The sequence below is a fragment of the Paenibacillus sp. ALE3 genome (assembly GCF_054113405.1).
In genome coordinates, this window is the sequence record NZ_CM134214.1 from 2,298,570 (window position 1) to 2,311,680 (window position 13,111).

The following is a 13,111-nucleotide window of genomic DNA, read 5'->3' on the forward strand; positions in this document are numbered from 1 at the left end:
TTTTGTGCTTTACTTTGGTTAGTAAGTAAAGATAGACAAATGTATGTCGGCAGGTAGGATAAATGCTTACAAGCCAAGTATGACTTCACTGCCTGACGTGAAACCGCATACATTTTTCTATCCAAACAGACGTTTATTCCCTATCTCGTTTTGTCTTCATCGAGTTTTATAATGAAAGCGTAAACAACAATGATAGAGAAATATTCACAACGAAGGGGAATCGAATGAGATGACAACTAAATGGTCCGTAAAAAGCAAATTGTTGACGAGACGTCTGGCCGTACTATCGATATCTGCCCTAATGATTTCAACCCTTGCAGCCTGTGGGGCTTCATCCAACCCTCCCACTGCGAAGGAAGCGGGCAAATATGAGGTAACACCCGGAGACCCATTCAGTGCCTATAAAGACGAAATAACCGTCACGATGGGTCGTGTGACTACGGCCAACCCGAAGCTGCCGGCTGGAGATTCGTATGAGAACAATGCGTATACTCGACTGGTCAAAAAAGCGTTTAACGCTCAGATTAAAGACCAATTTGAAGCCAACGGAGAAGATTACAGCCGTCAGGTTTCGCTCGCCATCGCCTCTGGAGAACTGCCTGACATGATGCGTGTCGATTCCAAGGATGAACTCAAAGAACTGGTTGATAATGATCTGATTGAAGATATGACGGAAATTTACAAACAGTATGCCACAGATAATATCAAGAATATTTACGACTCTTATGAGGGCCGGGCGTTAGACAATGCGACGATAGATGGACGTTTAATGGCGCTTCCAGCTACTTCCCTAGATTCCGCACCAACCATGGTCTGGGTTCGTCAGGATTGGCTGGATCTACTGGGAATCCAGCTTGATGCAGACGGAGATGGTACCATCAAGCTGGACGATGTGGAGAAAACGGCCGAGGAATTCTTGAAAAGAGATCCGGGTCAAACCGGGAAACCGGTAGGTATTCCCTTTGTGAACACCCTGAATACAACTGACTATAATGGTTCTGCCTATACCATGCTTGGAGTTGCCTCAACGAAGGGTTCATTCCCTCAGTATTGGATGAAGGGTAAAGACGGCAGCATTGTTTATGGCTCAACAACAGAGGAAACCAAGCAGATGCTAGGCGTCATGGCAGATTGGTTCAAGAGAGGCATCATCGATCCGCAATTTGGAACACGCACATTTGATGATATTACGGCACTGTACACCAACGGCCAATGCGGTATTGCTTTTGGACCATGGCATATTCCCGACTGGGGTCTGGGCAACGTGAAGCAGAAGGATAAGAATGCGAAATTCACGGCTTACACTTTGGAAGATGCAGATGGAAAGGTAAACGTGGCACACGCCAACCCAGCTAATCAGTTTATCGTTGTAAGAAAAGGATACGAACACCCGGAACTCGCCGTTAAAATCGCAAACCTTTTCTACGATAAACTGGCAAATGATAAAAATGTGGGAACAACTATGCCAGAAGCTGCCAAGTATCAAGAGAACGGCGTAGACGGTTCTACCAGACCGTTTAATATTGAAGTCAACTCGGCGACCTCGTTACTGGATGACTACTCTGATATCGTTCGAGGGATTAAAGGAGAGATAAGTTTGGATCAGGTCCGGACAACAGAATCAAAGAACAATATTAAAAGTATCCAGACTTACTTAAGTAATATGGATACGGATAACGTAACAGCCTGGTCGAAATATCACTCGCGTATCAACGGAGTGGGACTCATTGACAAACTGACACGGGAAAACAAATTTGTATGGATGACACCCGCTTTCTCCGGAACTACACCAAGCATGAAACAGACCTGGGCTAATCTGACCAAGATGGAGCAGGAATCTTTTATCAAAATCGTGACAGGTGCAGAACCTCTGAATTACTTCGATACATTCGTTAGCAATTGGAAGAAGCAAGGCGGTGACCAGGTAATTCAGGAAATTAAAGACGAGGTTGCATCCAAAAAATAAACAATCTTAAACTGCTAACAGGGCTGCGTATTGCAGCCCTGCTTTTAGGAAAGGGGTCCATCCATGAAACAGGGAAACGATAAAGCAAAAATCCGGTTCGGCACGGGTGCCATATATCATCTGATGATGCTTCCGGGTATTTTATTTTTGCTGGTATTCAGCTATGTTCCGATGGTCGGTGTCATTACGGCGTTTCAGGATTATATACCAGCCAAGGGAATGTTAGGCTCCAAATTTGTAGGGCTGAAGCACTTTATTTATATGTTTAAGCTGCCGGACATCGCACAGGTTTTTAGTAATACGTTGGTGATTGCCATTGCCAAGATTCTATTGGGAACACTGATGGCTATCATTTTTTCCATTTTGTTAAATGAGATCCGCATCAAATTCGTTAAAAAATCCGTGCAGACAATCGTTTATCTGCCACACTTTCTATCCTGGGTAGTTCTAGCATCCGTGGTTGTTAACATGTTCAGTTTGGATGGGATTGTGAATCAAATTTTGGCTTTTTTCGGTCTGGAGAATATTAATTTTCTCGGCAGCAACACCTGGTTCCAGCCGCTGATTATTGGGACAGACGTGTGGAAGGAATTCGGTTACAGTTCCATCGTCTATTTGGCTGCAATTACTTCGATTGATCCGGGTCTGTATGAAGCGGCAGGAATGGATGGAGCCAGCTGGTGGAGAAAAGTATGGCATATTACGTTGCCAGGCATGCTGCCTATTATCCTGCTCATGGGAGTGATGAGTCTGACCAATATTTTGAGTGCCGGCTTCGATCAAATTTATAATCTGTATAACCCAGTTGTCTATGAATCGGGAGATATTCTGGATACTTATGTATATCGGATTGGACTCGTTGGGCGACAGTATAGCTTCGGTACGGCTGTTGGCCTGTTCAAGTCAGTGATTGGTATTGTTTTGCTATTGTCCGCCAACCAATTAGCCAAAAAATACACCGACCGAAAAATATTTTAAGGAGGCGAAGCCTGTGTCGTATTCTGTAAGCCAAAAAAATCGAATTGGCGGGTTAGTCATCTATGCCATCGTCATATTGCTGGCATTGATCTGCCTACTTCCATTATGGAATATCGTTGCGATTTCATTTAGCAGCAGTGAGGCCGTGTCAGCTAATGCTGTAGGTCTCGTACCGGTCAATTTTACAACCGCAGCGTATACGAAAATTATCGATGATGCTCAGTTCTGGCGTTCCTTTGGCATATCTGTTCTACGTGTTGTGCTTACACTTCTTCTCAACATGATTCTAATTGTTCTAATGGCATACCCGCTCTCCAAGTCAAAAAGAGAATTTAAGGGCAGAAACATTTATATGAACGTCATGATTTTTGCCATGCTGTTCAGCGGTGGGATGATCCCGAGTTATCTATTGATCAAAAACCTCGATATGCTCAATACAATTTGGTCGCTTGTTCTACCAGGAGCTGTCCCTATATTCAGTGTCATCCTTGTCATGAACTTCTTCTCTGCTGTACCTAAGGCCCTAGAGGAAGCAGCATTCATCGATGGGGCGAGTCCGTTGCAGGTCCTGTTCAAAGTGTATGTTCCCGTGTCCATCCCTGCGCTGGCGACGGTAGCACTATTCAGTATCGTGGGAACGTGGAATGATTTCTTCAGCGGTTTGATCTATATGACTCAAGTCAGCAATTATCCGCTCATGACGTATATTCAGTCCCTTAACGTGAATATTGCGGAACTTCTTCAATCCGGCACCAACTCAGCACAACTCAGCAACTTGACCGAAATTTCAAACAAAAATCTAAATGCGGCAAAAATCGTAGTCGCTGTCATCCCGCTACTGCTGATTTATCCGTTACTTCAAAAATATTTTGTGACTGGAATTGTTGTAGGATCGGTAAAAGAGTAATTGTATGCTGTGACTTGATTAAGATAAAAGAAACTATCCCTGTATGGAAGGGTTATAATGAACAATGGAAAATAAAAAAATTGGTGGAAAGAAAACGTTGTATACCAAAATGAGATATTGTTTTTATTTCCGAAGTGGATATCGTTTTTAATATAGACTGTATGTTCAGTCATGATTAAAATATTACTCGAGAAAATATTACCACATGGGGGAGGGTAACAAGGTGGAACTTTTTTACGAAATCGAAGGGAATGGAGTCCCTATAGTCATGATTCACTCGGGAGGTGTCGACTCAAGGGTATGGAGATATATGGTGCCTGAACTAGCAAAATCATTCCAGATCATTACCTTCGATGGTCGAGGAACCGGCCACTCGCCTGCTATGCAAGAGCCGACTTCACTTGTGGAGGATTTACGCAAACTTCTCGAACATCTCGGACTGGATCTTGTCACACTTGTTGGCCATTCCATCGGTGGGCAAGTCGCGACTGACTTTGCGTTATCATATCCATCTATGGTTGAGCGGCTAGTGGTGATTGCCCCTTCATTAACGGGATTTGCATATTCGCAAGAATTCACCAATTATATGGCATCAGTGAATGCGGCCGCTCCCGATATTTCAAAACTTGTAGAGTTGTCCTTAGCCGCACCGATCTATCGGGCTACGATGGCCAGCCCCCATCGGAGTTTTCTGACTGAAATGCATACTCACTACATGACAAGGGTATTCACCGAGTGGAGAAGCTTTGAGGTCCTTTGGCCAGAGCCGCCTTCGATTGAACGTTTAGAAAAAATTGCAGCGAGTATGTTATTTATACAAGGAACAATAGAATGGCCGGATATGTATAATATTGCCGAGCACTTCAAGCGTGTACCTGCAATTAGGTTTGCCGAAATCAAAGGGGCCGATCATATGCTTGTTCTTACTCATGCGGAGGAACTAGCTAATAACATCCGACAGTTTTGTCACAGGTGAGAACCGTGCCTGAATTGGTTGGGTATCTCTTGAATCAAAGTATTATAATGGGGTAATAAGAAGTTTTGAACCTTAAAGAGCAACCCGGAAGAAACATCTTAGTGCTTGAAAGCGGCGGGTGAGTGGAAAGCGTTTGTTTACGGATATGGAACAGTCTAGCGCCTTATTTTCTGCTGACAAAACAATAATAGATCCAAGAGACAGAGGGACGATAGATCATCAAGAATGACTAACCAAACTAACATAATGGTTCAACTGAACACAAAAAGAGATGACCCTGATAAATTCGAGGATCATCTCTTTTTATATAAAATAATTGAACACAAAAAATAGCTATGATATAATCGATAGCGTTATTGACAAATCATATAAACAACCTAAAAATATTATCCCTATTATTATAGTACATCTAGAACTTTGATTTGTCAATGCTTTTTTTACCCCCCCAGAAAATAGAAAGGAAGGTGGAATGTGCAATCAGGCTGCGTACATATCAAGCGGTATTGAGAAGAAGTACGCGGCGACTTACTTCGGCGGTGACTGGGCATGATCATGATTGTTCGCTTTTTTCTCTATATTAATGGTTAGGAGAGATGTTGAATGAATTCACTGGTTCTCGATTTTCAAGAAATGGATAACACTCAGCTTTTGCTGGTTGGTAGAAAAGGATTGCACTTAGGGGCATTAACCAAAATGGAAGGAATACAAGTGCCAGAAGGGTTTTGTGTTACAACATTGGGATATCAAAAAGCCATCGAACAAAACGAAATAGTTCATGCTTTTCTGGATCAGCTAGCTACGCTTAAAGTAGAAGATCGAGAACAAATTGATGATATCAGCAAGAAGATTCGACAGGCCATTATGGAAGTAGCCATTCCTTCTGATGTTGTGAAAGCAGTTGCTCATTATCTCTCCCAGTTTGGTGATGAATATGCTTATGCCGTACGTTCTAGTGCGACTGCTGAGGATTTGCCGCATGCTTCTTTTGCTGGTCAACAAGATACCTATTTAAATATTATCGGCAAAGAATCCATCCTGGAGCATATCCGCAAATGTTGGGCTTCTTTATTTACGGAACGCGCGGTAATTTACCGAATGCAGAATGGATTTGATCACAGCCAAGTTTATTTATCTGTCATCGTTCAAAGGATGGTGTTCCCACAGGTTTCAGGGATTTTATTTACCGCTGATCCCATCAATGGCAACCGAAAGCTGCTCTCTATCGATGCTAGTTTCGGGCTCGGAGAAGCGCTGGTCTCCGGCTTGGTATCTGCTGATTGTTATCAAGTAAAGAATGGGGTAATCGTCAGCAAGAGGATCGAAACCAAAAAATTGGCTATTTATGGACGAGAAGAAGGCGGAATAGAGACCAAGCAACTCAATCCTGATCAGCAAAAGACGCAAACCCTTACGGATCAACAAATTTTACAACTGGAGCGTATTGGAAGACAAATTGAAAAACATTTCGGATGTCCCCAAGACATCGAATGGTGTTTGGCTGATGATACATTTTATATTGTCCAGAGCCGACCGATCACCACTTTATATCCCATTCCTGAAGCAACTGACCAGGAGAACCACGTGTACGTATCTGTTGGGCATCAGCAAATGATGACGGATCCTATTAAACCACTGGGGATATCTGTTTGGAGGTTAACAGGTTCCGCTCCTATGTTTAAAGCTGGTGGTGGAAGGCTGTTTGTAGATATTACGAAGGGCCTGGCTTCACCGGATGGAAGGCAAAATTTATTGGATGTTTTAGGGCACTCCGATCCGCTCATAAAAGACGCGCTTATTACCATCATAGAGCGGGGAGATTTCATAAAATTGGACCCATCTGACAAAAGCGAACCGGGACCCGTTAAAAGCCATAAGGGTATGTCGTCTGCGGATATTCTGGCAGAAGCAGGAAACGACCCGGCAATTGTTGCCGATTTGATTAAGAGTAGTGAGACATCGTTATCAGCGTTAAAACATAACATCCAAACGAAATCAGGATTGGATGTATTAGATTGTATCCTGGAAGATATGCAGCAACGGAGGCAGCGTGCGTCAGATCTGAAAAACTTGAGTGTGATTATGTCCGCCATCCATGCTTCAGCATGGATCAATGAAAAAATGGATGAATGGTTAGGTGAAAAAAACGTAGCAGACACACTTTCCTTATCTGTACCTAACAACGTCACTTCTGAAATGGGTATGGAGCTATTGGATGTTGCAGATGTGATTCGTCCCTACCCGAAAATAATTGAGTATTTACAACAGGTAAAGGATGATAACTTTTTAGAAGAACTGGTTCAATTCGAAGGTGGACAGCAGGTGCGTGATGTTATTACTGCTTATCTCGACAAATATGGAATGCGATGTGCCGGGGAGATCGATATTACAAGAACACGCTGGAGTGAAAAACCAAATATATTGGTACCTATGATCCTCAGTAACATCAAAAACCTTGAGCCTGGCGCCAGTAAACGAAAATTTGAGCAAGGGCGACAGGAGGCAATGAAAAAAGAACAGGATTTATTAGCCCGATTGAAACAATTACCGGATGGTGAACAAAAAGCCGAAGAGACAAAACAAATGATCGACCAGATCCGGAATTTCATCGGTTATCGTGAATATCCGAAATACGACATTGTTAGTCGCTACTTCATTTATAAACAGGCTTTACTAAAGGAAGCGGAACGACTCGTACAAGCCAACGTTCTTCATGAAAAAGAAGATATTTACTATCTCGCTTTTGAAGAATTGCAGGAAACCATACGCACAAATAAACTGGATTACCAGGTCATCGACAAACGCAAAGATGAGTATAGATTATATGAAAAACTAACTCCGCCACGTGTTATCACGTCTGATGGCGAAATCATTACGGGTCAGTACAAACGAGAAAATATCCCCGCTAAAGCTATTGTAGGCCTCGCTGTTTCTTCGGGTGTTGTAGAGGGGCGGGCACGTGTGCTCCTGAATATAGAAGGGGCTGATCTGGAAGATGGTGATATACTAGTCACCGCCTTTACTGATCCCAGCTGGACTCCATTGTTTTTATCCATAAAAGGGTTGGTTACGGAGGTGGGCGGACTGATGACCCACGGAGCTGTTATCGCACGTGAATATGGCTTGCCAGCCGTTGTCGGAGTGGAGAATGCGACCAAACTGATAAAAGATGGGCAACGAATTCGCGTGCATGGAACAGAAGGGTATATCGAATTTTTGTAATGAATAAATAAGGGGAAACGATAGCGGCGGGAAGGAGCTCACCCAACAAATTGGGCCGACGCATGAGAAACTTCATCGTTATGGTTCCCTTTATGAAGTATATTCATGCTGGCAATGGACGACGCTTAGGTTAAATATTATCTTATGCGGGAGGTCATCGCTTCTTGAAATTTGAACTAGGACGTTGCTTACTGAGTGAACGATTGATGGAATCTGGAAAGTCAGCAGAATGGCTGGCAAAAGACTTGCTTTTTAAACCGGAACGAGTTTACGACTTTATTGAAAACAAGAGAGTGATGCCTCTCAAAATTGCCATATCGATCGCCGATTCCATCGGTTGTGATGTTCGTACATTGTATGAATTAATTCCGAATGATAATGAAGTGAAGGGAGATTAATGGAATAAGTGGCAGGTTCCATTAAGGCGACAAATGTAATCCATTAAACTATAACGGCAAACGCTAACTTAATAAAAAAAAGGAGCTGGTCAACGTGATCGGCTCCTTTTTTAACGGGCAGAATTTCCTTAGAAAGTGAGTGAATAAATTCCATTATTATAATCAGAACCTTTTTCTCATTATCGAGAACACGAATTGCGCACACCTTCTTATATTTTTTTGCAAATCAATTTTCGAATGATTCAGACCTAGTCATATAAGACAGTTGACAGTTTGTCATGCGGTATATGTGACAGGCCCAAGTACGATGTCATCAAAGCTTGGCGGTTTTATCACTGTTCGCTTTAACAATATCTGAGGTAAGGTGAGGGGGTAAAGCAGAACAACATTCTAAAATAATGAAGCGATTGGGTTATGAAATCATTCACCATTCGAAAAGGAGTGAAATATGGCAGATTTTCAATACCATTCCGACCTATTTGCCACTCTGATACTTACCTCATCAAAGTTTAAGTGTTTCTTATTGGCTTACTATTTTTGGTCGCACTTATATATAAAAACTTGAGCGAGCAGCGATGTGGATCAAATTGTGTGACGGACCCCCAACCCGATACAAAAATTAACTTTTTTTTAAGAGTTTCTTTACGTTTAATTAAGATTTGTTTTTCATACTTAATCATATACAGTAGGCAACCGGATGTATCCGGCCCTGCCAGTACTTCAGCCCGTATGTTCTCTTGGTTAAATACTCTATCATAAAGTTAACAGAGATAAGTTTGACAATTTCAATGGAATTTGTCGATTAAAATAAAAATGAAGGATGGTTGGATCAATGTTGCTTCGTTTACGCAAATCTTCAATGCAGGCAGTCTGGATGGTGTGGGAAAGAGGGTTCGATTGGATTTCACGCTTTCGCGGATCGCATACATCGCACTTTGGAATTTGCAAAGTCATGATTAAGAAACACCGAGGGGAGAGCATCGTCTGTGCGGACTCCACCATCATCGATAGAGGCGATCTGGTCGGGGAACTCCATCTCAATAATGAAAAGATTCTGATGCTGATCAAATCCGAAGACTCAGACCGCGCGGCGCTCATGACGGCCCGGCTTACACGGAAATCCATGCAGCAGATCAGCGAGGCATTCGCAAGTCAGCCGGAGTTCAGAGAGGTGAAGGCGTTAGTCGCCATTACGCTGCTTCATCGTGGTTTGATACATGGTCTTGGTTTCGAACAACAACCTATGAAATCCGATCTGTTCCAATGCATTACAACGGCTTATCTACGATTGTTGTTATCCGTCATGCACCCTGAAGGCAAGAAGCGGATTGGCCGCAAGACCGAACAATTGATACCGATGATGCTGATTCACTCCCGCAGCTCGCTGAGGAACCGATTTATGACGATGAAGAGACAGTCCGTTTCAAAGGAGTTATGTCTACCCAAATCAAGATCCAATTAATTAAAAACAAAAGAAACTAGGAGCGTGGTGGGTAAGTTCCTGGAGGGCGGTATGGAGTTGAAACACAGCGACTGGAAACCCATACCACCAAAGAGGTAACCTATTTTTCATCATGCTCTGTAACAAAGGCGGGAAGGCATTCATGGATGAAATTATGGAATTTTTACAGAACTTCGGAGCGACGGGACTTTTTATTCACGCTATGCTCGATGCGATTATCTTCCCTATCCCGGCGTTCTTCCTGCAGCTTTCTTTAAGCGCGGTGCAACCGGAGTCGGCTTTATGGCTCGCTACGGTTGGCTTTGCCGGAAGCCTGCTTGGGACACCGATCGGTTATGGGATCGGCAAGCTGTCGGGAAAGCATGTTTTAGGCAGTGTAATGAAGAAAAAATGGCTGGATTCGGCAAGCGACTTATTTGCCCGCCGTGGCGAGGCCGCAATCCTGATCGGATCGTTCACTCCGATTCCGTTTAAAATATTTACGATTTTATCCGGATGCATGAATTATACGTTATGGAAGCTGCTCAGCTATGCGGCCATTGGCCGGGCGGTGAAGTTTTATGTAGTCGGTTTTCTCTTCTATATATATGGCCGCGCGGCAGAGAATATGGTGAACCAAGTTCTCACGATTATGCTGGTGGGCGTTGGTATAGCGATTGCGGCAATATGGTTCTTAATACGGAAGCTGTCTGAGCGGAGGAAGATAAGGGGTGAACATCAATATATGAAAAAAACAGGGAATGGAGGCGGAAAGAAGGATGCAGTGGATAAGGCGAATTGATCAAACGATGTTCTTCTGGTGCAACCATCGGCTGAGTAGTCGGGCCCTGGACCGATTGTTCGGATGGATTACCCATTTGGGCGGAGCTTTATTTACCATCATTTGCGCAGTGTCCTTGGCATGGTTCGCCGAGGGGGAGTTCAGCAGAATCGGGCTGCAAAGCTTGATCGCACTGGCCGTTAGCCATATCGTTGCTGTTCTGATCAAGAGAAAGGTGCGTAGAGATCGGCCTTTCCGCAAGCTGGAGCAGGTAAAGGTAGGCAAATTCCCGTTGAAGGATTATTCCTTCCCATCCGGCCATACAACCGCTATTTTCGCCCTGGTTACACCTTTTATGTTGGCCTCATCGCCGGCAATTATGCTTGTCTTGATTGGTCTGGCCTTATTGGTGGCCATATCCCGGGTTTATTGGGGCTATCACTATCCAATCGATTGTGTGGCTGGTGGGATGGTCGGATTCCTAACGGCGGTGCTGGTTATTTTGTTCATACATAGTTAAATTTCACGAAGGAGACGATTGTTGATGAATAGCATAAAACGGGAAAAGCTGCTGATTTTGTCCGGCGCGCTCGGGGATGGACATATGCAGGCGGCCAAGGCGATTTTGGAGGCATCGGTGTTGTACAAACAGGGAGTAGAGGTGGTCGACTTTATGCAATGGATCCATCCCCGCATGCATGTGGTTGAACGGTATTGCTTCCTGCAATGGGTGAAGCATTTTCCCTCCTCATACGGATATATGTATCAGAAGACCCGGACGGACAGTACACTTACTTTCTTCCTGAAGCATTTTCTCACAACCAGCCTACAGCGGCTGCTCAAACTTCTGAATGAGGAACAGCCGACGTTGATTGTCAGTACGTTCCCGCTGGCATCAGCCGCCATTTCCTTGCTTAAGGAAAAAGGGATGACGGATCTGCCTGCGGCAACAGTCATTACCGACCATTCCGATCACAGCTATTGGATACATCCGTTTACGGATCTGTATCTGGTCGGCTCCGAAGGTGTGCGTGCAGCTCTGCAGAGAAAAGGCGTTGCTGACCACAAAATTGCTGTAACGGGCATCCCTGTTCGCCCATCCTACAGTCAGACCGACAATAAAGACCGGCTGCGCGAGAAGCTGGACTTGCCTCTTGACGCCTTTGTCGTGCTGGTGATGGGCGGTGGCTGTGGGATTATCGATAAATCCTTCATCGAGCAAATGCAATCTGACTCTTTTCCCCCTAACGTACAATTTGTGATCGTATGCGGACGCAATGTGAAGTTGCTGAACCGTTTGCATGAAGCGCTGGGAGACAGGGATAACGTCATGCTGACAGGCTTCCTGGAGGGAATCCATGAATGGATGGCGTCCGCAGACGTATTGGTTACCAAGCCAGGCGGACTGACGACCTCCGAAGCGCTGGCGCTTCAGCTTCCCATGCTGCTGCTGGAGCCACGAATGGGGCAGGAAAAGGATAATGCTAGTTATTTGATTCAAGCGGGAGTAGCGTATCTATGTCAGATTGACAATTTGGAGGATCAGCTTCAGCGGCTGGTTCAACAGCCTTCCCTATTGGAAGAAATGAGGGAGAATGCAGGGCTGTGCAGACAGCAGGATTCCGCCAGACATGCGGTCATGCAAATTCTGAGCATGCAGAGCGATACCCAGGAAGAAAAATGGGTTTGCTCCTTGCAGCAATATGCTTAAGCTTAATTTTCACTAAGGGGGATAAAGACGTTGCTTGTTAAATATTTGTTGATTGGGCTCATAGGCTTCATCAGTCTGTATATGCTAATTCCCAGTTTCCTGCCAAGAATAGTCAGATTGGGAGCCTTTCGTAAGGGAACGACCAAGAACCAGGTAGCGTTCACATTCGACGATGGGCCGCATCCGAGGTATACACCGGAATTATTGGATTTATTGCAGGATTATCAAGTGAAGGCCACATTCTTCGTGCTTGGCTCGCAGGCGGAACTGCACCCGGATCTAATCAGAAGAATGGATCGTGAAGGTCATCAGATTGGAATCCACAATTACGCTCACACCTCCAATTGGCTGATGCTTCCCTGGACGGTGCGGCGTGATCATATGAAACGGACCGCAGATATTATTGAATCTATAATTGGAAAAAGGCCGAATCACTATCGTCCGCCATGGGGGCTCATGAACGCTTTCGATTTCTTTCATCCCAAATCGTACCGCATCGTACTCTGGTCCTTGAAGGCGGGGGATTGGCGCAGCAGGAGCTGCCGCAAGAAGCTGAAGGCAACGCTGCTGAACGGAATTACGGACGGATCTGTTATTTTACTGCATGACAGCGGAGATACGCCGGGAGCGGACCGTCACGCGCCATATTTTATGCTTCAGGCTCTGGAGGAAGTACTACATCAATTACAGGGACGCAACTTGCAATTCGTTCGTCTGGATGAAATGGCTTGACA

11 protein-coding genes are annotated in these 13,111 nt (G+C 44.5%); all 11 read left to right on the forward strand.

Annotated features, from left to right (window positions below):
* Positions 1 to 229 precede the first annotated feature (229 nt).
* The 11 genes from ACXHJ2_RS10355 (at position 230) to ACXHJ2_RS10405 (ending at position 13,109) form a co-directional block, all read left to right on the forward strand.
* A complete protein-coding gene (locus ACXHJ2_RS10355; protein WP_165083967.1) occupies positions 230 to 1,966 on the forward strand; it encodes a type 2 periplasmic-binding domain-containing protein in 1,737 nt (578 codons plus the stop codon).
* Between the two features lie 63 nt (positions 1,967 to 2,029).
* Complete coding sequence (locus ACXHJ2_RS10360; RefSeq protein WP_014599785.1) at positions 2,030 to 2,944, forward strand: ABC transporter permease; 915 nt, start codon at positions 2,030 to 2,032, stop codon at positions 2,942 to 2,944.
* A 13-nt stretch (positions 2,945 to 2,957) separates the two neighbouring features.
* Positions 2,958 to 3,851 (forward strand): carbohydrate ABC transporter permease, encoded by an 894-nt coding sequence (locus ACXHJ2_RS10365; RefSeq protein ID WP_013371307.1) that lies wholly within the window; start codon positions 2,958 to 2,960, stop codon positions 3,849 to 3,851.
* A gap of 223 nt (positions 3,852 to 4,074) precedes the next feature.
* Positions 4,075 to 4,827 (forward strand): alpha/beta fold hydrolase, encoded by a 753-nt coding sequence (locus ACXHJ2_RS10370; RefSeq protein WP_165083965.1) that lies wholly within the window; start codon positions 4,075 to 4,077, stop codon positions 4,825 to 4,827.
* A gap of 600 nt (positions 4,828 to 5,427) precedes the next feature.
* The gene (gene ppsA / locus ACXHJ2_RS10375) at positions 5,428 to 8,046 is read left to right on the forward strand and encodes a phosphoenolpyruvate synthase (RefSeq protein ID WP_165083963.1); all 2,619 of its coding nucleotides are present in this window, start codon (positions 5,428 to 5,430) and stop codon (positions 8,044 to 8,046) included.
* A gap of 164 nt (positions 8,047 to 8,210) precedes the next feature.
* Positions 8,211 to 8,444, forward strand: coding sequence for a hypothetical protein (locus tag ACXHJ2_RS10380; protein ID WP_013371305.1), 234 nt, complete (start codon positions 8,211 to 8,213; stop codon positions 8,442 to 8,444).
* A gap of 832 nt (positions 8,445 to 9,276) precedes the next feature.
* Entirely contained in the window at positions 9,277 to 9,906 is a 630-nt protein-coding gene (locus tag ACXHJ2_RS10385) for a YkoP family protein (RefSeq protein WP_025675939.1), read from the forward strand.
* Positions 9,907 to 10,048: 142 nt separating this feature from the next.
* Positions 10,049 to 10,687 (forward strand): YqaA family protein, encoded by a 639-nt coding sequence (locus tag ACXHJ2_RS10390; RefSeq protein ID WP_238791135.1) that lies wholly within the window; start codon positions 10,049 to 10,051, stop codon positions 10,685 to 10,687.
* Positions 10,665 to 11,186, forward strand: coding sequence for a phosphatase PAP2 family protein (locus tag ACXHJ2_RS10395; RefSeq protein ID WP_025675937.1), 522 nt, complete (start codon positions 10,665 to 10,667; stop codon positions 11,184 to 11,186). Before ACXHJ2_RS10390 ends, ACXHJ2_RS10395 begins: the two co-directional genes overlap by 23 nt.
* A 24-nt stretch (positions 11,187 to 11,210) precedes the next feature.
* Positions 11,211 to 12,377: an MGDG synthase family glycosyltransferase gene (locus tag ACXHJ2_RS10400; RefSeq protein ID WP_165083961.1), complete on the forward strand. Its 1,167-nt coding sequence runs from the start codon at positions 11,211 to 11,213 to the stop codon at positions 12,375 to 12,377.
* 30 nt (positions 12,378 to 12,407) lie between these two features.
* Entirely contained in the window at positions 12,408 to 13,109 is a 702-nt protein-coding gene (locus tag ACXHJ2_RS10405; RefSeq protein ID WP_013371300.1) for a polysaccharide deacetylase family protein, read from the forward strand.
* Positions 13,110 to 13,111: the final 2 nt, after the last annotated feature.